This is a genomic window from Leuconostoc mesenteroides subsp. mesenteroides ATCC 8293, assembly GCF_000014445.1.
Lineage (GTDB): Bacteria > Bacillota > Bacilli > Lactobacillales > Lactobacillaceae > Leuconostoc > Leuconostoc mesenteroides.
Genome location: NC_008531.1, coordinates 523,485 through 544,100 on the forward strand (window position 1 = coordinate 523,485; position 20,616 = coordinate 544,100).

The following is a 20,616-nucleotide window of genomic DNA, read 5'->3' on the forward strand; positions in this document are numbered from 1 at the left end:
TTGGTCTTTTTATATTATTTAAGGAGAAAATTTTTTATGAAAGACTTGAGTTCAGCAGAAATTCGCCAAATGTTTTTAGATTTTTTTGCTTCGAAGGGTCACGAAGTTGTACCTTCAAAAAATCTAATTCCGCAAGATGATCCAACATTGTTATGGATTAATTCCGGTGTTGCGACTTTAAAAAAATATTTTGATGGTACAGTAGTCCCAAATAATCCACGTATCACCAATTCTCAAAAGGCAATTCGTACCAATGATATCGAAAACGTTGGAAAAACAGCTCGACATCATACACTTTTTGAAATGATGGGCAACTTTTCAATTGGTGATTATTTTAAAGAACAAGCAATTCCTTGGGCTTGGGAGTTATTGACTAGTCCTGAGTGGTATGGCTTAGATGCTGAAAAATTGTATGTAACTGTGTATCCTAAAGATCAGGAAGCCAGAAAAATTTGGGAAGAAAAAACTAGCTTGCCGGATGGTCACATTTATGAAGTTGAAGACAACTTTTGGGACATTGGGGAGGGACCTTCTGGCCCTGATTCTGAAATATTCTTTGATCGTGGCAGTTCATTTCAAGATTTACCTGATGATGATCCAGAAATGTATCCGGGTGGTGAAAATGAACGTTATCTAGAAATTTGGAATCTTGTTTTCTCTCAATTTAATCATTTACCAGGATTAACAGATAATTCACAATACCCTGAGTTACCGCACAAAAACATTGATACTGGTATGGGGCTTGAACGTGTCGTATCTGTTTTCCAAAATGGCCGCACTAACTTTGATACAGACTTGTTTTTACCTATCATTCGGGCCACAGAGAAATTATCAAATCAATTTACCTATGATGATAGCCAAGATTCAGAGGTCAATACGAGCTTTAAAGTAATTGCCGACCATATTCGTGCAATAACGTTTGCAATTGGGGATGGGGCTTTGCCTTCAAACGAGGGACGTGGATATGTCATTCGTCGCTTGTTGCGCCGCGCAGTTTTGCATGGACAAAAATTAGGCATTAAAGGACAGTTTTTAACTAACTTGGTACCAATTGTTGGGGACATCATGGAAAGCTACTACCCAGAAGTTAAAGCCAACACTGCCAAGATTCAAAAGACTGTTGCTGCTGAAGAAAAGCGTTTTAATGCAACATTAACAGGCGGACTTTCTTTGTTGAATGATGTGATTAAAGAAGCTAAAAAGACGGGTCAGACACAAATTAGTGGTGCTGATGCCTTCAAATTATCTGATACTTATGGATTCCCACTTGAGTTGACGCAAGAGCAAGCTGAAGATGCTGGGTTGACAGTGGATGTGGATAGATACAATGATGAGTTGCAAGCGCAACGCGTTCGCGCTCGTGCTGCACGCTCTAATACTAAGTCAATGGGCGTTCAAAATGCTGTATTAACTGATTTGCGTGTCGATTCAAAGTATGTCGGTTGGTCCCAAACTGAAGTCAATCATGCGGAAATCGTTGCTATTATTGGCGAAGATGAACAAGGTGTTGATGCGCTATTGGATAATGCTGATGTTGATGCTACCGTACAAGTAGCCTTTGATGTAACACCTTTTTATGCCGAAATGGGCGGACAAGTGCCTGACTTTGGTGATGTTTTGAATACCAATGGAGATGTGATTGCTCATGTGACAGATGTTCAAACAGCTCCAAACGGACAACATATTCATACTGTTGATGTCATTTCAAGCTTTACTCTTGGTGATAAAGTAGATTTGAAGGTTGATATGGCACGTCATATCGCCGTATCCAAAAACCATACAGCAACGCATATGTTAGACCAATCATTACGTAATGTACTTGGCGGTGATGTTCATCAGGCGGGTTCATTAGTAGAACCGGAATATTTAAGGTTTGATTTCAATAATGAGGGACCCGTTTCAAGCGAAGATCTTGATAAAATAGAATCGATGATGAATCAAGAAATTGCTAAGAACCTACCGGTTACTTGGTTAGAAACTGACATTGAGTCTGCGAAAAAATTAGGTGCAGTTGCCGTATTTGGTGAGAAATATGGTGATCAGGTCCGTGTTGTATCCATTGGTGACTTCAACAAAGAGTTTGATGGCGGTACTCATGCTAACTCAACCGCAGAGTTAGGTCTGTTTAAAATAGTTAGTGAATCAGGAATTGGTGCAGGGGTACGCCGTATTGAAGCGGTAACTGGTCTACAAGCACTTTCACAATATAAGGCTCAGGAAAAAGCTTTGAAGGAAATAGCTACTGCTTTGAAAGCACAAAAACTGACCGATGCTCCGGAGAAAGTATATGATTTGCAAGCTGATTTACGTACGGTACAGCGCCATGCCGAATCATTAGAAGCTAAATTAGCTAATGCTACAGCAGGTGAAATATTTAATGATGTAAAAACTGTCAATGGACATACTTATATTACTGCCCAGTTACAGGTTTCTGGCATGGATGGCTTACGACAAGTTGCGGATAACTGGAAAGAAAATTATCCATCGGATGTTTTGGTACTAGCAACCGTTGCTGATGAAAAAGTAAGTTTGATTGTTGCTGCTGCTCCAGATGCTAATCAATCGGGCATTAAGGCCGGCGAACTTATTAAATCTATTGCACCACATATAGGTGGCGGTGGCGGTGGACGTCCGGATATGGCTCAAGCTGGTGGAAAAAAGCCTGCAGGTATTCCAGATGCATTTGCCGCAGTTTCGGCATTCTTAGCAGATAAGTAACTTGTTTGTAACTTGATTGATGTGATTATAGCGTAGTATAATGAGTGAATAAACAAGGCAGTATGGAGATAATTTCTAAAGAAAGGAGCGTGTACTATGACAGTAGGAGATGAAACAGCAATATTTGATTTTGGTAATCAAATGCCAAAAGATATCCATGAAACACTTGAGATTGTGTATAGTTCATTGGAAGAAAAAGGGTATAATCCAATTAATCAAATAGTTGGTTACTTGATGTCTGGCGATCCGGCCTATATTCCACGTTTAAATGACGCACGTAATTTAATTAAACGTCATGAACGCGATGAAATCATTGAAGAACTTGTACACGCCTATTTGAAAAAATAATGCGCATATTAGGACTAGATGTTGGTAGTCGAACAGTTGGTGTATCGGTTAGTGATCCGATGGGGTGGACAGCGCAAGGTGTTGAAATCATCCGCATCAACGAGGATGAAAAAGAATTTGGCATTGATCGGTTGGGAGAGATCATCAAAGAGAAAAACGCAACAGGTGTTGTTCTTGGTTTGCCAAAAAACATGAATAATAGTGAGGGACCACGTGCGGAAGCATCCCGAAACTATGCAAAGTTGATTGAGAAAACCTTTGGTTTACCAACTGATTTTCAGGATGAACGGTTAACTACGGTAGAAGCTGAGCGTATGCTCATTGAAGAAGCTAATATATCACGTAAAAAGCGAAAAAAAGTTATCGATAAAATAGCTGCTGAATTTATTTTACAAAATTATTTAGATTCGAAAGGCAAGTTAACCAAGTAGAATAAAAGCCTTGTCCCTATACGGAACAAGGCTTTTATTGTATAATGAACTTATGACATTTGATAAGGAAAAGAAGATGAGCGAAAATAACGCAGAAGTACAAAAAATTACGTTAATTGATGAAAGTGGCGATGAAGCATTATATGAAGTGTTATTCACATTCCATTCAGATGAGTACAATAAAGACTATATTTTGTTAGTACCAGAAGGTATTGAAGATGATGAAGAAGTTGATATTCAAGCATACATTTTCAACCCCGATGAAAACGGCGATGCTACAGAAGAAGAATTAATTCAAATTGAAGATGATAAAGAATGGGATATGGTTGAAGAAGTTTTGAATACTTTCCTTGAAGACGATTCAAATTTTAATTAATAGTGTGCATTAATAATAAATACTGATATTCATGATTCAAACATCATGGGTATTTTTATTTTGTGTTAAAAAGGGGCAAATTACTTTCAACGTAGCTTATCAAGTGATAAACTAGAAAAGGTAGAAACTACTTAGTTTAGAGTTAGTTTAAATATTTGAGGTAGACATGTCGAAATTTTGATCGTGTCTTTTGGAGGAATTATTATGGTTACGTTAGTGGGCATACTTGATTTAGCGCGTTTTCAGTTTGCGATGACCACGATTTTTCATTTTTTCTTTGTACCGATGTCAATTGGTTTAGCAGTTGTCGTTGCATCAATGGAAACAATGTATGTGATTAAGAAGGAAGAAGTGTATAAGAAAATGGCCCAATTTTGGAGCAAAATTTTCTTACTTAGCTTCGCCGTTGGTGTGGTAACGGGTATTATTCAAGAATTTCAGTTTGGTATGAATTGGTCGGCATATTCACGTTATGTAGGTGACATTTTTGGGGCACCATTAGCAATAGAAGCGCTCGTTGCTTTCTTTGCTGAATCAACCTTCATTGGTTTATGGTCATTTACCTGGGACCGTTTTAAACCGGCAATTCATGTCATTTTTATTTGGATTGTAGCCATTGCCTCTAGCCTATCAGCGTTATGGATTTTGGCCGCTAACTCATTTATGCAAAATCCTGTTGGGTATGCCATTGATAATAATATGGGGCGTGCCGAGCTGACAAGTATTTTTGCATTAATGACAAATCAACAGCTATGGATTGAATTTCCGCACGTTTTGATGGGAACTTTTGTTGCCGGTGGCTTTATCATTGCAGGAATGTCTGCATTTAAGTTGTTGAAGCTTAAAAAAGATGATGTGCAGGTTGATTTTTTCCGTAAGTCCATTAATATTGCTTTAGCTGTTGGTTTGATTGGTGTTGGTGGTACGGTAATTACCGGGGATCGTCATGCTTTTGAGTTGCAGTCTATGCAACCAATGAAGTACGCTGCTATGGAAGGCGTTGATGAGACAATGGATTCGTCAAAACGCGCTGATAAAGCACAGCCTTGGTCATTGTTATCTGTTACTAATCCGAAAACACATAAAGTAATCGCAAGAATTGAGGTACCATACGTACTATCAATTCTAGGAAATCATTCCTTAACTGGTGGAACAACTGTAGGGACAACTGAGTTAAACAAGCAATTTGAAAAAAAATATGGAAAAACACATGATGGCATTAAAGATTACTATGTGCCAGAAAATACGTTATTCTATGCTTTCCGTGTGATGGCAGTTGGCGCCGGATTATTAGGTATGGTGGCTCTTGTAGCGCTTTGGTTCAATCGTAGAAAAACGAATTTAATTTTGACTCAGCGTTGGTTCTTATGGATTCTAGGAATCATGACGTTCTTCCCATTTGTTGTGAATACCGCGGGATGGTTGGTAACAGAATTAGGACGTTATCCTTGGGTTGTATATGGATTAATGACAATCGCTGACGCTGTATCACCGAATGTTTCTGCCGCTTCGTTACTCATTTCAAATATAGTTTACTTCTTAACCTTCGCGTCACTTGGCGGCGTTATGATCTGGTTGTCTCGTCGTGTGTTGCATGATGGACCTGATGCAGAAAAAGAGGAAGAGCTATCACCACGTGATCCATATGAGGATTTAGCAGGAAGTGAGGAGGCAGCAAGATGAGTTTCTTACAAATATTATGGTTTGTTTTGATTGCCATATTATGGTCAGGATTCTTCTTTTTAGAAGGCTATGATTTTGGCATTGGCATGCAGTTTATTTTCAATTCCCGTAATCAAGATGATCGAGAAGCGCTGTATGAATCTATCGGACCTCATTGGGATGCCAATGAAGTTTGGTTAATTACTGCGGGTGGCGCAATGTTTGCAGCTTTCCCTTACTGGTACGCATCACTGTTTTCAGGATTTTACTTACTATTGTTTATTGTACTGATGGCATTGATTTATCGCGGTGTTTCCTTTGAATTTCGTGAACATATGCCTACCATTCAGGGGTCACAGTTGTGGGAACGTTTCATTGCAATTAGCTCGTTTATCGCACCATTTTTCTTAGGAATGATTTTTACTGCAATGGTATCAGGTATGCCAATGGATGCTAAGGGAAACTTGTCGGCTGGATTTTTCGATTATGTAACACCATTTACGCTTGTGGGCGGTATTGCTGTCACATTAATGAGTTATGTACATGGCTTGAATTATACACGACTGCGTATTATCGGTGATATTCGCACAAGAGCAATGGCACAATTGAAAGTTCTATATCCAATTTTGTTGGCTGGAGAAGCACTATTTGCAATTCTGCTGTTCTTCTACACGGATTTTTTCCAAACTAAATTGTTATGGACATTAATTATACTAGTGGCAATTGTTTTATCCACAGTTATTGGTTGGTATTTAACGGTTAATAAGAAAAAAGAAGTGTTCCCATTTATTTTATCTGGTTTGACTTTGGTTGAAGTCGTTATCTTAATATTCGTTGGCCTATTCCCACGTTTAATGGTAGCTAACAATCCGTTACACAGTTTAAAAATTATTAATGCATCGTCATCGCCATATACATTAAAAGTGATGTCATTTGTTGTATTAACAGCTTTACCATTGACATTAGGATATCAAATATGGAGTTTCTGGGTTTTCCGTAAGCGTATTGTAGCTGATAAGGTAGTTGAATAATAATTCTAAAAACGTTTACAATTGATTGTAGGCGTTTTTTTATTTAAGGAGAGTGTTTGGCAGGGTATTGTTATAGAGATAACAAACTATTGTTTAACACATATAAAAAATATGATAGATAAAAGACTTTTTGCGTTACCAGGTATTATTAGTTCTTTGGTAATCTTAGTTATTTTGACAGGAATTCAAGCATTTTCGATTATATTCCAGGGAGTTTTCTTGGCCCGAGCAATTGCTGATTTATGGCAAGGTAAAAGCATTGACCAAACACTTATTAATGTATTGTTTTTTGCGTTTTCTTTTTTGGTGAGACAACTATTGATTGTGTTAAAAAATAACTATATGTCGAAATTTGCTGATCGTACAGTGGAAAATTATCGTATTCAATTGTTGGCTAAGTATGCCGAAATTGGCCCTAGTATTATTAAACAATCGGGCACAGGAAATGCAGTTACAACACTAGGTGCGGGATTGGATAATGTTAAAAACTATTTTCAACTACTACTGATTAAAGTTTTTGATTTGAGTATTATTCCTTGGTTAATTCTGCTATATATTGTTTATCTTAAGTGGGAACAGGGACTATTTTTATTGCTAGTATTTCCAGTGGTTATATTGTTTTTCATCATTTTGGGCTTGGCAGCACAAAGTAAAGCTGATGCAGAGTTCGCTAATTTTAAGAACTTAAATAATCGTTTTGTAGATGCTTTACGAGGCCTGCCAACCTTGAAGCAACTAGGTTTATCGCAATCATATGGTGACGAAATTTATAATATTTCAGAAGATTATCGAAAAACAACCATGCGAACGCTGAGAATTGCGATTACATCAACATTTGCGCTTGATTTTTTTACGACTTTATCAGTTGCAATTGTTGCTGTGTTTTTAGGAATGGATTTAATGAACGCCAAAATGGCACTTTTCCCAGCGTTGACAATTTTGATTTTAGCGCCAGAATATTTTCTTCCTTTGCGTAATTTTGCTGATGATTATCACGCAACTTTGAATGGTAAAAATTCACTAACTGATGTTTTGGAAGTAATTGATACCAAAATTGTCGGTCCACAAGATGAACTTCAATTAAATAAATGGCAAGCAGAGAGTGAATTGTCATTGAACGCTGTGCAGTTTTCTTATGACTCAAAAGTCACCTTGAAAGATATTTCGTTGCACGCTAAAGGGTATCAAAAAATTGCTTTGGTTGGGGAAAGTGGTTCTGGTAAATCTACACTACTAAGTATTTTGGGAGGCTTCTTACAACCTGAACAAGGAACGATAAATATCAATGGACAGGAGATCAAACATTTAACACAACAGCAATGGCAGAAGCAGTTTTTTTATATGCCACAAACACCTTATATTTTTCATGAATCGTTACGTGATAATATTAGGTTTTACGCACCAAGTGCTAGTGACGAAGCAATCAATGAAGCTGTTGAAAAAGCAGGTTTATCCAGTTTGATTGATGAATTGCCAGCAGGGTTGAATACAGTAATTGGTGAGAGTGGGCGTCAACTATCTGGCGGGCAGGCGCAGCGTGTAGCCTTAGCAAGAATGTTGCTAGATTCATCTCGTAAAGTGCTCCTTTTTGATGAACCAACGGCTCATTTAGATATTGAAACTGAAATTGATTTAAAGAGAACGATGTCAACTATCTTGGATAAGCACTTAGTTTTTTTTGCAACACACCGGTTACACTGGTTAGATCAAATGGATTTAGTTATTGTGATACGTGACGGGCGCATTGTGGAAACTGGCGTGCCTGGTGTCTTACTAGCTGATACCAATAGTGCTTTGAATGCGCTGCGTCATGAATTGCATAAAGGTGGTCTGAAATGAAGCGATTGAAAAAATTATTATCACAAGATAGATGGATTCTTCCGTCCTTACGTCAACAAAAATCTGGCCTTTTTTGGTCGATATTTTTGAATTTTATGATTACTTTTGCCGCTGGTGCATTAATGTTTGTATCCGGATTTCTAATTTCTCGTTCTGCGCAACATCCTTCTAATATTCTCATTATTTACGTTCCAATTGTGCTGACACGTGCATTTGGCATTGCGCGTCCAGTTTTTCGTTATGCACAGCGTTTGGTGTCACACAATTGGGTATTACGTGTCGTTTCGAAAACACGTAAGCGTTTATACGAAAGTGCGGCCAGCACGGCTAGCAGTATTCGAGGACAACTGCAAACAGGTGAAGTGCTTAGTTTACTTGCTGACGATTTAGACCGTTTACAAAATCTCTACCTTAGAACGCTTTTTCCATTAGGTTCAGGTATGGTATTGTACCTTTTTCTCACAATAGCAATTGGCACAATTAATTGGTTATTCATGTTGTGGTGGTTTGTTATGTTGGCTGTTATCTTGGTTATTGTGCCATTATTGAGTTTGGCAGTGAACTATAAAGGTGTGCAACAACAAAAGAAATTACAGCAGAGTCTTTATATAGATGCAACCGATGCTATTTTAGGTTTGCAAGATTGGGTGCTATCAGGACGACAAGAAGATTTAGTACAAAATCAAGGCGAAACAATGTCAAGATTAGCTCATGTTAAGAACCAAAGTATGAAATTTGGCTGGTGGCGTGATTTTGTCATTCAAGTTTTAGTATTGATATTGACTATAACAACCTTAATGTGGGCAACCAATCAGTTTTCTGATAGTTCAAGTACAGTTAATTATATTGCGGCTTTCACACTTGCAATATTTCCTCTAATTGATAGCTTTATTGCTGTGAATCAAGGTGTAAGTGAATCCTCATTCTACGAAGATAGCATTGTGCGGTTAAATGATTTACCAGAACCAACCTTGCTACAGGAGACTAGACACACAACTAACTCAGCAGTAATTAATTTTAATCAAGTCACATTTAAGTATGGGGACAAAACAATTGTTGATAATTTGTCATTTGAAGTTCAGCCTAAAGAAAAAATTGCGTTACTTGGTCGTTCAGGCGCAGGAAAAACAACTTTATTAAAGCTTTTGGCAGGTGATATCCAATCATCTTTGGGTGAAGTGACAATCGATGAAACGCCAGTCCAGAACTTACAAGGGAGTATGTCTAGTTTGGTGGCTGTGTTGGATCAACAGGCGTATTTATTTGATACAACGATTATGAACAACGTGCGTATGGGAAATATTCATGCCACTGATGAGCAAGTTCAAAAAGTAATTGAGCAAGCTGGGTTACAGCCATTAATCAATTCCTTAACCAACGGATACTATACACAAATGCAGGAAGCAGGAACACGCTTTTCTGGTGGAGAACGGCAAAGATTTGCCTTAGCACGAATCATGCTGCAAGATGCGCCAATTGTGGTGCTAGATGAACCAACAGTATCACTAGATCCCAAAACAGAGTACGAGGTTTTATCCCAAATATTTTCAGTTCTCAAAGATCGAACGATTATTTGGGTCACACATCATTTGACAGGAATCGAAAATGTTGATAAAGTTTACTTTTTAGAGAATGGAAAATTCACGTTGAGCGGTTCACCAGCTGAATTGCATCAAACTTCAGCAAGATTTAAACAATTATTACTCATGGATCAATATTAATGGCGAAAAAAAAGCGAAGAAGATCAAAAAAAGGATTACAAAAACAGCGATTGCGTATGTTGTGTGGCTTGTTAGTTGCATTAGTTATTTTAGCCGCCATCACATCCAACACTGCGATTTATGAAAGACCTCAAAACAATCAGATCAATACAAACAGTGAAGAAGCAAAGAAGGTGGCTTGGATTAATGAGCTAGCGCCATATGCTCGTGAACTGCAAGAAAAATATGGGGTCCTGGCATCAATTAGCATTGCGCAAGCTATCTTAGAGTCTGACTGGCACACAAGTACGTTGTCAACAAAGTATAATAATCTATATGGCATTAAAGCGGATGCAGGACAAAAAAGTGCTGTATTACCAACGCAAGAGTATGTTAATGGTGAATGGATCACCATTCAAGGACGTTTTGCGGCTTATGATAGTTGGCAAGAAAGTATGAAAGCACATGCAAAACTATTGCATGATGGTACGAGTTGGAATGCAAAACAATATCAACACGTCTTGGATGCAGATGATTACGCTTCGGCTGCCAAAGCATTAACACAGGATGGTTACGCGACGGATCCTAATTACGCTAAAAAGTTAATTACAATTATTCAAACTTGGCATTTGGAAAGATTTGATGCAACAAAAAAGTAGACGTTAGTCTACTTTTTTTGTTTTTAAAATGTAAATTCATGCGGGAAAATACCCATCATTAAACTGTCATGGTATTCTCCTTCAGCAAAAAAATGTTGACGGAGAGTACCTTCAGGAATGAAACCAATTTTTTTATAAATGTGAATAGCTGCCGAATTATTCACATCAACATACAAGTAAACTTTATGCATATTCAGTACTGTGAAGGCATACTCTATTCCTGCTCTCATAGCAGCCTGTGCGTAACCATGACCTTGGAACTCTGAATGGATAATGATTTGAATTTCTGTGTGTCTGTGTAGCGTATCGATATCCATTAATTCAACAACACCGATAAAACGATCGTTCTCTTCCACAACAAAACGACGTTCAGTTTGATCTAAAATATGACGATCGTAAAGAATTTGTAATTCATCAAAAGATGTATAGGGCTCTTCAAACCATAATGCCATCACTTTACGTGAATTTTCTTGTTCGTAAATATAAGGGAGATCTCTTTTTTCAAGTGGTCTTAATTTCATAGAATGCTTCTTTCCTTCAATATGCTTTTACTGGTGATTATGCTTATTATTTTATCATTGATTATGAGGGACGTGTGCGTAAAAATGTTAGAATAACAATGGAAGCATGTTCGGAAGAGCCATTAGAGTTATTACATGAAAAATGGTAAAATAAAGGAAGTTATTTTTACAAGTAAGGACATAAAAATGCCAATTGAAACCCTAATTCAAGGAATGAATGATAAACAGTCAGAGGCTGTTCAAACCACTGAAGGACCATTATTGATTATGGCTGGCGCTGGTTCTGGTAAGACTCGCGTTTTGACACATCGTATTGCCCATTTGGTGCAAGATAAAAATGTATACCCATGGCGTATTTTGGCAATTACATTTACCAACAAGGCTGCTCGTGAAATGCGTGAACGTATTGCACAACTAGTTGATCCAGAAATTGCAAGAGAAATTTGGGTCTCAACATTTCACGCTATGGCCGTGCGAATTTTACGTCGAGATGGTGAGAGAATTGGCCTAGCACGTAATTTTACAATTATCGATACAAGCGCCCAACGCACGTTAATGAAGCGGGTTATTAACGATCTGAACTTAGATACTAATCAATATGACCCACGCACAATTTTAGGCACAGTTTCCAATGCTAAGAATGATATGTTGACAGCTAAGGCTTATGCTAAGCAGGCTGGTAATGTATATGAGGAAACTGTCGCTGAAGTGTATGCCGCATATCAAGCAGAGCTACGTCGCGCTCAGAGCGTTGATTTTGATGACCTAATTATGTCTACGATTGATCTATTCAAACAAGCGCCAGACGTTCTGGAACGATACCAAAATCAGTTTGAATACCTGCATGTTGACGAATATCAAGATACCAATGATGCGCAATATACGATTGTTAACTTACTAGCGAAACGTTCACGTAATTTAGCTGTTGTAGGTGATGCAGATCAGTCTATTTATGGTTGGCGTGGTGCTAACATGAATAATATTTTAAACTTCGAAAAAGACTATCCAGACGCTCACACAGTTTTGCTTGAACAAAACTATCGTTCAACCCAAAATATTTTAGATGCAGCGAATGCAGTTATCAATAATAATAATGAGCGCATCGACAAAAGCCTTTGGACTGAAAATGGCAAAGGCGATAAGATTACTTATTATCGCGCGCAAACAGAACGTGACGAAGCTAACTTTGTCTTGGCCAACATTCAAAAATCACGCCAAGAGAAGAATGCAGCATACAGTGATTTTGCAGTATTATATCGTACGAACGCGCAGTCACGTGGTATTGAAGAAGCACTTGTGAAAGCTAATATGCCATACACCATGGTTGGTGGACATAAGTTCTATGAGCGTAAAGAAATTCTTGATATCATGTCATACATGAATCTGATGACAAATCCTGCTGATAATGCGGCGTTTGAACGAGTAGTTAATGAACCTAAACGTGGTATTGGTGCAACATCGATTAATCGGTTACGGGATTTTGCCAATCGAATGAATTTGTCTTATATGGGCGCAATTGAAAATATTGAATTAGCACCAGAAATTACAGCTAAGGCAGCTTCAAAATTAATTCAGTTTGCTGAAATGATGCACAATTTGCGTCAACAGACTGAGTTTTTAACTGTGACCGAACTTGCTGAATTAGCGATGACAAAATCTGGCTATCGTCAAAAGCTAGCCGAAAAAAATGATCCTGAAAGTCAAGGTCGTCTAGAAAACTTGGAAGAATTTTTGTCAGTTACAAAGGAATTCGACTCAAAATACAATCCAGACGATCCCGAATCCGTTGATCCGATGACTGATTTTTTGAGTTCAACTGCACTAATGAGTGATTTGGATGATTTTGAAGAAGGTGACGGGGCAGTTACCTTAATGACTTTACACGCAGCTAAAGGATTGGAGTTTCCTGTTGTCTTTTTAGTTGGTATGGAGGAAGGTATTTTTCCTTTGTCACGGGCTATGATGGATGATGACCAACTGGAAGAAGAACGTCGTTTGGCCTATGTTGGTATTACACGAGCGATGAAAAAATTATATCTAACTAATGCTTTTTCACGCTTATTGTATGGTCGTACGCAAGCAAATGAACCTTCAAGATTTATTGATGAAATTTCAAGCGATTTATTGGATACACAATATGGTGGTACCTCTTCTTCGTCAAGTGATCGAGCTTTTCCATTTGATAAGAAAATGCAACGAGCAACAGCCACAACTTATAAGGCGGCCAGCCCAGTAACCAAAATGACTTCAGGAACAACCGGTGCTGATAGTACGGTTTGGCAGCCTGGTGATAAGGTGTCTCATAAAAAATGGGGAATTGGTACGATTGTTTCTGTGTCGGGATCTGCACAAGATCAAGAATTAAAAGTTGCTTTCCCATCAGAAGGGGTAAAGCAGCTATTAGCCGCTTTTGCACCAATTAAACGAGCAGAATGACAACGCTAATTATTATACGTGGCAATTCTGGTAGCGGTAAAACAACATTAGCCCATCAATTACATCGTGTTTTACCAGATAGCCTACTCATATCTCAAGATATTGTTCGTCGGGAGATGCTCAATGTTAAGGATCAGGTGGGTAACTTATCGATATCGCTAATCGAACAGTTACTTGAGTTTGGTAATCAACAAGAACAGTTTGTGATACTAGAGGGCATTTTGAAAAATAGTGTTTATGGTCCAATGATACGTAAGCAAATCCAATATTTTAGTCAAGTGGTTACTGTTTATTACCAATTATCCTTGAACGAGACAGTTCGGCGCCATTGCACTAAGCAAGTCACTGACTTTACTCCTAATGATTTAACTCGTTGGTATCAAAGGGATGACTCACTTCGCGTAGAAGGTGAAATGATTTTTGATGAGTCTGTGAGTTTGATGATGGCGGAAAAACAAATACTTACTAAAATAAATAAATATTGAGGTCGAGAATGTTACCAGATTTTACGCCAATTGAAAAATTAACAACACAAGACGCGCAACAAGAAACCGCGCGATTACAAAAGCAGCTTGTGCAATATGGCACGGCTTATTATGAAGATGACGCGCCACTAGTTGAGGACTACATTTACGATGCATTATATGCGCGGTTAGTTGCGTTAGAAGAAAAATTTCCACAATATGTGATTCCAGATTCACCAACACAGAATGTTGGTAGCGCAGATACAAAGTCTGAATTACAAAAAGTGGTACATCCTGCCCCAATGCTGTCGTTAGGGGATGTATTTAGCTTAGACGAACTTAACGACTGGGATGCAAGAACAACCAAGTCGCTTGGAAACCAAGCACCTTATAATTTAGAGTTAAAAATTGATGGCTTAGCAGTTGCATTGACCTACGTTGACGGGCAACTAGTACAAGCTTCTACGCGTGGAAATGGTATCGTTGGTGAAGATGTTACAGCGAATGTGAAAACAATTAAAGCAATACCAAAAAAACTGACTGAACCATTAACCATTGAGGTACGTGGCGAAATTTATATGCCAAAAGCTAGTTTTGCTGCTCTAAATAAGCAGCGAGAGGCTGATGGTTTAGAACCTTTTGCTAATCCTCGTAATGCTGCAGCCGGTTCCTTACGTCAATTGAACGTTAAAATTACTAAGTCACGAAACCTAGCGGCTTTTGTATACTATACGGCTGAACCTGAAATGCTAGGAGTGACAACTCAAAGTGGTGCGTTAGAACGATTTGCAGAATTAGGTTTGCCAACAGACACACACAATCGTGTCATCAATAAAATGGCCGATATTGCTGACTATATTGATGAGTATACTTCGGAGCGCGAAAGCTTGTCTTATGGTATTGATGGTGTTGTTGTTAAAGTGAATCAACTAGATTTACAGTTTGATTTAGGGAATACAGTTAAAATCCCACGTTGGGCTATCGCTTATAAATTTCCTCCGGAAGAAGCTTTGACAATCGTTTGTGACATTGAATGGACTGTTGGACGAACTGGGGCGGTAACACCTACTGCAGTTATGGACCCCGTTTTGCTAGCGGGTACAACTGTGCAACGTGCTAGTTTGCATAATCCTGATTATTTAAGGGAAAAGGATATTCAAATTGGTGATACGGTTACGCTACACAAAGCGGGTGATATCATTCCAGAAATCGGGCAAGTCATTTTAGAAAAACGTCCGACAGATAGTGAAACTTATCAGGTTCCGACAATATGTCCTGCCTGTGAATCAAATTTAGTTCACATTGAAGGTGAAGTAGCACTCCGCTGTATTAATCCATTCTGTTCAGCTCAAATTCAAGAAGGACTAACACATTTTGCGTCAAGAAATGCAATGAATATTGATGGCATGGGACCAAGAGTTGTCGGTCAACTACTAAAGGCAGGCTATATTAAAGATGTGGCGTCCATTTACCGCATAACGGTTGAACAATTACTAACTTTAGACAAGTTCCAAGAGAAATCAGCTGTGAAGTTAATTGATGCAATTAACAGTTCAAAGGAAAATTCTCTTGAACGCTTATTATTTGGCTTAGGGATTCGCATGGTTGGTGCAAAAGCGGCTCGACTGATAGCAGAAAAGTTCAGGACCTTATCAGCTGTTTCAGAAGCCTCTGTTGAAGACATCGCAAATATTAATGGTATTGGTCACACGATTGCCCAGTCAATTGTTCAATACTTTAGTACGCCAGAATCTAAGCAACTACTTGTCGAACTAGCTTCTTCCGGTGTTAACCAATCATATTTATCTGATACAGTGATTGACGAAAATTCATTTTTCTATGGCAAAAAGGTAGTCTTAACTGGTAAACTAGAACAGAGTAGTCGACCTGCTGCAACAAAATGGTTGCAAGATCATGGGGCTAACGTCGCCGGATCAGTGTCAGTGAAAACAGACTTAGTTATTGCAGGAGAAGCTGCAGGTAGCAAACTTGATAAAGCTAGTCAATTAGGTGTTACAGTTTGGACCGAACAACAGTTTGTTGATGAACAAGTAAAAGAGGACGGAAAATAATGAAGCGGATTGGTTTTCGTGGTTATATAGCGATTGTCGTTGGTATTTTGATTATCGCCGTTGGCATTTTATATTTTTTCAATGTGAATCGTGTCACACTAACAACAAGTAAAAAAACAAGTGGTGTCCAGTTGACTCAGAGCACACCAGGTCAGTACCAAACGGTGATCAAAAATGGTCGTTATTTGGTGAGTGCAGCTCGTGGTATTACGTCAACTTCTGAGACGAATAGTCTTGATGTGAAAAACTTTGAATCATCATTGCTTGATTTGGCTAAAACACATTTTAAGACGAGCAGTTATATTTTTCAAGAGGGACAATATTTGAGTTCGTCTACTGTTTCTTCATTACTTGAGCGTAAAAGTAGCAGTAATAGTGATGGATTAAATCCTGAAGATAATGGTAAGACAGATAGTTCACGTAATCCGATTTACGTTCAAACACTAACCGAACAAGATTTCATGACCAAAGATGGTGACGACCTTAAATTAGCTGGCATGGTTATCGGCGTAGCGATGAACACACAGGATGAATACCAAAAAGAACAATATGGTGCTACATATACACAAAATATTTCAGATGCTGATCGCATAGCTTATGGTAAAAAAATTGCACCAGAAATTATCAAAAAAGTTCGAGAACAAAAAGGGGTTGATTCAGATACGCCTATTGTGATTGCCATGTATGCCAATTCAAAAACAGATTCATTAGCGCCAGGTAACTTTTATGCAGAGTCTACAAGTAGTAGCGGAACTGACTTGAAAGAATGGACTAGCATTAATCAAAAGTCTATTGTTTTGCCTAAGGAATCAACTGATACATCAAGCTTGGGTTCAGAGGCTAACACATCTTTTGCTAACTTTAAAAATGATGTTTCAAATTTCTTTCCTAATATAGCTGGTGCTACGGCAGTTGCTAATTTTAAGTCAGGTACGCTTTCTAGTATGAAAGTTACAGTGACAACACAGTTCTACAGTCAAACTGAGATTGAAAGTTTTGCGACATATGTATCTCAATCGGCCTTAAAGTATTTACCAACGAATGTACCGATTCGAATAATTATTAAAGCTGCCAATGAAATGCAAGCAATTCTAATCCGTAATTCAGGTGACAAAACATTTACGACAACAATATTAGACTAAAAAAATCGACCAACTTGGTCGATTTTTTTATAGCTTGTTAATATAAATACTGTTAATCCATCCTTTAGTAGCTATTTTATACCAAACAATGTTATTATCATCGTGAATTTCTTCCGTTATTGCCACAAAATCACTATCGGAAACACTACCGATTGGCAACCCATAAGGTTCAGCATAGACTTCTATAGATTGATCGGGAAGGAAATTAACAACCGCGTTAGGCTGATTACTTTTACTTTTTTCTGCATCATTAAAATAGTTAATATTTTCAACTTCTGGAGCTGTGTCTGACAATTTCATTTGGGTAGCATCATAACGAATCCAATGATAGTCACCAATTTGATACCAAAATTGACCATTACCAGAAATAGCGCGTAATTGAGTTGCCCAAAAAGTATTTGGGTTTAAGTTTGTCGTAACGTTTGATAAATTATCTGGCTCTAGAAAAACTTGTACACTGGTTACTGTTTCGATAAACATGTTAATACGGTGTACAGCTTGCCATTCTTGTGGCCGATAATAAAGCTCTAATGACTGAGGTAGGCTACCAAACAATCCCGTCAAAGATCCTGAAGTATCGATATACTGATAATTGACGATATCTAAAATTGCGATTTCGTAAGGTGCGCCTGCTTCGCCATCTAATCTTGTTGGTTCGTGTAACTCATCACCAGTTGCTATATTTTTATAATAAACCCATACGGGCGATGTATTTGCCATAATATCCCCTTTGAATATACCTACATATTATATCACAAACAAAAAACGACCTGAAAGTCGTTTCATATCACACGTAAGTTAAATTTTATTTACAGTAACTGGTTCTGGCTTAACTTCACTAATAACAAATTCATTATGAACAATGTCAGCTTGCAAATGATGAACATCTGGGTGTTCTAAATAGAAATCGGCGATACCATCGGCAATTTTATCTTGCATGACACGACGGAGAGGTCGAGCACCCATCGCAGGGTCATAACCGAGCTCCACTAATTTCTGCTTAGCAGCAGTGCTTAAATCAATGTGCAAATCGTTGTCAGACAAGTTCTCATTCATATCAGTCAATAATAAGTCGACAATTTTTAGTAGATGATCTTGTGACAAAGGTTGGAAATCAATGATATCGTCTAAACGGTTCAAGAACTCTGGACGGAAATAATTTTCCAAACGTTGCATCAAACGATTTTGTTGATCAACTTGGGCGAATCCCACAGGTGTATTTCCTGTGTCTGTTGAACCAGCGTTAGAAGTCATAATAATGACAGTGTCTTTGAAACTCACTATGTGACCTTGTGCATCAGTTAGACGGCCATCATCAAGAATCTGTAAGAACATGTTCATTACATCTGGATGTGCTTTTTCTACTTCATCAAAGAGAACCAATGAGTAGGGACGACGGCGAACTTGTTCTGTTAATTGACCAGCCTCTTCGTAACCGACATAACCGGCAGGAGCACCAATCATTTTAGAAACGGTATGTTTTTCCATGTACTCTGACATGTCGAAACGAATCATTGCATCTTTGCTACCAAACATTTCCTTAGCTAATTGCTTGGCAGTTTCAGTTTTACCAACACCGGTCGGCCCGACAAATAGGAATGATCCAATTGGACGACCAGATTTTGTTAGACCAATACGATTACGGCGAATCGCCTTGGCTAGTTTTTCTACTGCCTCATCTTGACCAATTACATGTTTCGATAAGTTTTTATCCAAATCTTTTAGTTGATTAGCCTCGTTTTCTTTTAAAGCTCCAACAGGAATATCAGTTTTATCTTCAACAATTTTTAATATATCTTGCTCTGTTACTGTTTGTGGCTTTGACATCTCGGGGTGAGCCTCGACTTGTGCCTTTTGTGACTCAAGTTGGTTTACCTGATCACGCCAATAGCTTGCTTTTTCAAAATCTTCTTTATCAATTGCTTCTTGCTTTAATTTATCAGCTGCTTCGATATTCACTTGAATAGTTTTGGGGTCCGCAACTTTCATTGTCAAATTTTTACGTGAGCCAGCTTCATCAAGTAAATCAATTGCTTTATCCGGTAGGAATCTTTCTGGAATGTAACGATCAGATAGTTCAACAGCTGCTTGAAGGGCAGAATCACTGAATGTAACATAGTGATACTTTTCATACCGTTCACTAATTCCTTCTAAAATCGTGATAGTTTCTTCTTTAGAAGGTTCTTCGACTTGCACTGGCTGGAAACGACGGGCAATAGCACCATCTTTTTCAATTTTTCGATACTCATTTAAAGTTGTTGCACCGATTAATTGGAACTCACCACGAGCTAGGGCAGGCTTCAAAATATTACCTGCATCCATACCACCTTCAGCATTTCCGGCACCCATAATTTCATGAATTTCATCAATGAACAAGATGACATCATCGCTGTTCGTAACTTCTTTCATTAATTCACGCATCCGTGCTTCGAATTGACCACGCATGCTCGTACCTTGAACTAAGGCCGACATTTCCAAACGAATAACTTCTTTATGCTGTAACTTTTCAGGCACCTTTCCAGCTACAATAGCTTGCGCTAGGCCTTCAACAATAGCTGTTTTACCAACACCAGGTTCACCAATTAGTACTGGATTATTCTTTGTACGACGATTTAAAATTTCAATTGTGCGAGCAACTTCGTTATCTCGACCAATAACAGGGTCGAGCTTTCCGTCGCGAGCTTGTTTGGTTAAATTAATACCAAACTCATCAAGTAAGCGTCTTTTTTTATTACCATTATTATTTTTTTGTGCTTGTGTATTTTGTTGTCCTTGTGCTTGCGCCATTTGTTCATTCATTGCGCGAAACATTTCATCTAAATTACCAAAACCAAACGAATCTTGTTGTGCCATATCTTTTACTTAGTGTGAAGCACCATGGAATACAGTTATTGCATTTCACCATAGTATTGCACACGATTCCTTTCTGTAGGTTATGCTTTAATTATAGCACGATTTAAGAAAAATGCAATTAAAATTAGCACTCTTTAAAGTAGAGTGCTAATTTTAAAAATGTTATACTGTCTATGAGGTGAATTATGGATTATACACAAGCATTAAATGATTTGCGTGATGGGAAAATAGACGAAATTGAAGTGACACCAGCAGTATTTCCGGAATTTCAAAAGGCATGGGCAAATTTCGCATATCAGAATACTATTCGTGGTATTGCTCACGCTCACGGTAAAGTTACATATGTTCGCTCAAATTGATGTGC

At 38.1% G+C, this 20,616-nt stretch carries 17 protein-coding genes; 14 read left to right on the forward strand and 3 right to left on the reverse strand.

The window, feature by feature from the left end; genetic code table 11:
- The first annotated feature begins 36 nt into the window (after nucleotides 1–36).
- The 9 genes from alaS to LEUM_RS02760 all read left to right on the forward strand — a co-directional run bounded on the left by alaS (nucleotide 37) and on the right by LEUM_RS02760 (nucleotide 10,764).
- The gene (alaS, locus tag LEUM_RS02720) at nucleotides 37–2,718 is read left to right on the forward strand and encodes an alanine--tRNA ligase (protein ID WP_011679382.1); all 2,682 of its coding nucleotides are present in this window, start codon (nucleotides 37–39) and stop codon (nucleotides 2,716–2,718) included.
- Between the two features lie 96 nt (nucleotides 2,719–2,814).
- Nucleotides 2,815–3,066, forward strand: coding sequence for an IreB family regulatory phosphoprotein (locus LEUM_RS02725; protein ID WP_004164519.1), 252 nt, complete (start codon nucleotides 2,815–2,817; stop codon nucleotides 3,064–3,066).
- On the forward strand, nucleotides 3,066–3,497 hold the full coding sequence (ruvX, locus tag LEUM_RS02730; protein WP_011679383.1) for a Holliday junction resolvase RuvX: 432 nt from the start codon (nucleotides 3,066–3,068) through the stop codon (nucleotides 3,495–3,497). Before LEUM_RS02725 ends, ruvX begins: the two co-directional genes overlap by 1 nt.
- A 76-nt stretch (nucleotides 3,498–3,573) precedes the next feature.
- Complete coding sequence (locus LEUM_RS02735; RefSeq protein WP_011679384.1) at nucleotides 3,574–3,873, forward strand: DUF1292 domain-containing protein; 300 nt, start codon at nucleotides 3,574–3,576, stop codon at nucleotides 3,871–3,873.
- Between the two features lie 204 nt (nucleotides 3,874–4,077).
- A complete protein-coding gene (locus LEUM_RS02740) occupies nucleotides 4,078–5,556 on the forward strand; it encodes a cytochrome ubiquinol oxidase subunit I (RefSeq protein ID WP_011679385.1) in 1,479 nt (492 codons plus the stop codon).
- Nucleotides 5,553–6,566 (forward strand): cytochrome d ubiquinol oxidase subunit II, encoded by a 1,014-nt coding sequence (gene cydB / locus LEUM_RS02745; RefSeq protein ID WP_011679386.1) that lies wholly within the window; start codon nucleotides 5,553–5,555, stop codon nucleotides 6,564–6,566. Before LEUM_RS02740 ends, cydB begins: the two co-directional genes overlap by 4 nt.
- A 111-nt stretch (nucleotides 6,567–6,677) precedes the next feature.
- The gene (cydD, locus tag LEUM_RS02750; RefSeq protein WP_011679387.1) at nucleotides 6,678–8,405 is read left to right on the forward strand and encodes a thiol reductant ABC exporter subunit CydD; all 1,728 of its coding nucleotides are present in this window, start codon (nucleotides 6,678–6,680) and stop codon (nucleotides 8,403–8,405) included.
- A complete protein-coding gene (cydC, locus tag LEUM_RS02755) occupies nucleotides 8,402–10,126 on the forward strand; it encodes a thiol reductant ABC exporter subunit CydC (protein ID WP_011679388.1) in 1,725 nt (574 codons plus the stop codon). Before cydD ends, cydC begins: the two co-directional genes overlap by 4 nt.
- Nucleotides 10,126–10,764, forward strand: coding sequence for a glycoside hydrolase family 73 protein (locus LEUM_RS02760; protein ID WP_011679389.1), 639 nt, complete (start codon nucleotides 10,126–10,128; stop codon nucleotides 10,762–10,764). The genes cydC and LEUM_RS02760 overlap by 1 nt, the downstream gene beginning before the upstream one ends.
- A gap of 23 nt (nucleotides 10,765–10,787) precedes the next feature.
- On the opposite strand, the gene LEUM_RS02765 is transcribed toward LEUM_RS02760, so the two are convergent.
- Nucleotides 10,788–11,285 carry a GNAT family N-acetyltransferase gene (locus LEUM_RS02765; protein ID WP_011679390.1) on the reverse strand — a complete coding sequence of 166 codons (498 nt, stop codon included), beginning with the start codon at nucleotides 11,283–11,285 and terminating at the stop codon, nucleotides 10,788–10,790.
- 186 nt (nucleotides 11,286–11,471) lie between these two features.
- Between LEUM_RS02765 and pcrA the strand changes: the two genes are divergently transcribed.
- The 4 genes from pcrA to LEUM_RS02785 are packed head-to-tail and all read left to right on the forward strand — an operon-like array spanning nucleotide 11,472 to nucleotide 17,399.
- Nucleotides 11,472–13,721, forward strand: a complete 2,250-nt coding sequence (gene pcrA / locus LEUM_RS02770) for a DNA helicase PcrA (RefSeq protein ID WP_041775261.1) — start codon at nucleotides 11,472–11,474, stop codon at nucleotides 13,719–13,721.
- Entirely contained in the window at nucleotides 13,718–14,206 is a 489-nt protein-coding gene (locus LEUM_RS02775; protein ID WP_011679392.1) for a kinase, read from the forward strand. Before pcrA ends, LEUM_RS02775 begins: the two co-directional genes overlap by 4 nt.
- 8 nt (nucleotides 14,207–14,214) lie before the next feature.
- Nucleotides 14,215–16,257 (forward strand): NAD-dependent DNA ligase LigA, encoded by a 2,043-nt coding sequence (gene ligA, locus LEUM_RS02780; RefSeq protein WP_011679393.1) that lies wholly within the window; start codon nucleotides 14,215–14,217, stop codon nucleotides 16,255–16,257.
- Complete coding sequence (locus tag LEUM_RS02785; protein ID WP_011679394.1) at nucleotides 16,257–17,399, forward strand: CamS family sex pheromone protein; 1,143 nt, start codon at nucleotides 16,257–16,259, stop codon at nucleotides 17,397–17,399. The genes ligA and LEUM_RS02785 overlap by 1 nt, the downstream gene beginning before the upstream one ends.
- A 27-nt stretch (nucleotides 17,400–17,426) precedes the next feature.
- On the opposite strand, the gene LEUM_RS02790 is transcribed toward LEUM_RS02785, so the two are convergent.
- Together LEUM_RS02790 and LEUM_RS02795 are read right to left on the reverse strand one after the other, a co-directional pair.
- The gene (locus LEUM_RS02790) at nucleotides 17,427–18,119 is read right to left on the reverse strand and encodes a MucBP domain-containing protein (protein ID WP_011679395.1); all 693 of its coding nucleotides are present in this window, start codon (nucleotides 18,117–18,119) and stop codon (nucleotides 17,427–17,429) included.
- A gap of 78 nt (nucleotides 18,120–18,197) precedes the next feature.
- Complete coding sequence (locus tag LEUM_RS02795) at nucleotides 18,198–20,252, reverse strand: ATP-dependent Clp protease ATP-binding subunit (RefSeq protein ID WP_011679396.1); 2,055 nt, start codon at nucleotides 20,250–20,252, stop codon at nucleotides 18,198–18,200.
- A gap of 185 nt (nucleotides 20,253–20,437) precedes the next feature.
- On the opposite strand from LEUM_RS02795, the gene LEUM_RS10670 reads away from it, so the two are divergent.
- Nucleotides 20,438–20,611, forward strand: coding sequence for a hypothetical protein (locus LEUM_RS10670; protein WP_004164495.1), 174 nt, complete (start codon nucleotides 20,438–20,440; stop codon nucleotides 20,609–20,611).
- Nucleotides 20,612–20,616: the final 5 nt, after the last annotated feature.

Excerpts from the sequence above, each read along its gene's own strand:
- LEUM_RS02775 (WP_011679392.1), top strand. The coding sequence starts at position 13,718 with ATGACAACGCTAATTATTATACGTGGCAATTCTGGTAGCGGTAAAACA.
- LEUM_RS02760 (WP_011679389.1), top strand. The coding sequence starts at position 10,126 with ATGGCGAAAAAAAAGCGAAGAAGATCAAAAAAAGGATTACAAAAACAG.
- pcrA (WP_041775261.1), top strand. The coding sequence starts at position 11,472 with ATGCCAATTGAAACCCTAATTCAAGGAATGAATGATAAACAGTCAGAG.
- LEUM_RS02740 (WP_011679385.1), top strand. The coding sequence starts at position 4,078 with ATGGTTACGTTAGTGGGCATACTTGATTTAGCGCGTTTTCAGTTTGCG.
- alaS (WP_011679382.1), top strand. The coding sequence starts at position 37 with ATGAAAGACTTGAGTTCAGCAGAAATTCGCCAAATGTTTTTAGATTTT.
- LEUM_RS02795 (WP_011679396.1), bottom strand. The coding sequence starts at position 20,252 with ATGGCACAACAAGATTCGTTTGGTTTTGGTAATTTAGATGAAATGTTT.
- cydD (WP_011679387.1), top strand. The coding sequence starts at position 6,678 with ATGATAGATAAAAGACTTTTTGCGTTACCAGGTATTATTAGTTCTTTG.
- ligA (WP_011679393.1), top strand. The coding sequence starts at position 14,215 with ATGTTACCAGATTTTACGCCAATTGAAAAATTAACAACACAAGACGCG.
- cydB (WP_011679386.1), top strand. The coding sequence starts at position 5,553 with ATGAGTTTCTTACAAATATTATGGTTTGTTTTGATTGCCATATTATGG.
- LEUM_RS02790 (WP_011679395.1), bottom strand. The coding sequence starts at position 18,119 with ATGGCAAATACATCGCCCGTATGGGTTTATTATAAAAATATAGCAACT.
- LEUM_RS02765 (WP_011679390.1), bottom strand. The coding sequence starts at position 11,285 with ATGAAATTAAGACCACTTGAAAAAAGAGATCTCCCTTATATTTACGAA.
- LEUM_RS02735 (WP_011679384.1), top strand. The coding sequence starts at position 3,574 with ATGAGCGAAAATAACGCAGAAGTACAAAAAATTACGTTAATTGATGAA.
- LEUM_RS02725 (WP_004164519.1), top strand. The coding sequence starts at position 2,815 with ATGACAGTAGGAGATGAAACAGCAATATTTGATTTTGGTAATCAAATG.
- cydC (WP_011679388.1), top strand. The coding sequence starts at position 8,402 with ATGAAGCGATTGAAAAAATTATTATCACAAGATAGATGGATTCTTCCG.
- LEUM_RS10670 (WP_004164495.1), top strand. The coding sequence starts at position 20,438 with ATGGATTATACACAAGCATTAAATGATTTGCGTGATGGGAAAATAGAC.
- LEUM_RS02785 (WP_011679394.1), top strand. The coding sequence starts at position 16,257 with ATGAAGCGGATTGGTTTTCGTGGTTATATAGCGATTGTCGTTGGTATT.
- ruvX (WP_011679383.1), top strand. The coding sequence starts at position 3,066 with ATGCGCATATTAGGACTAGATGTTGGTAGTCGAACAGTTGGTGTATCG.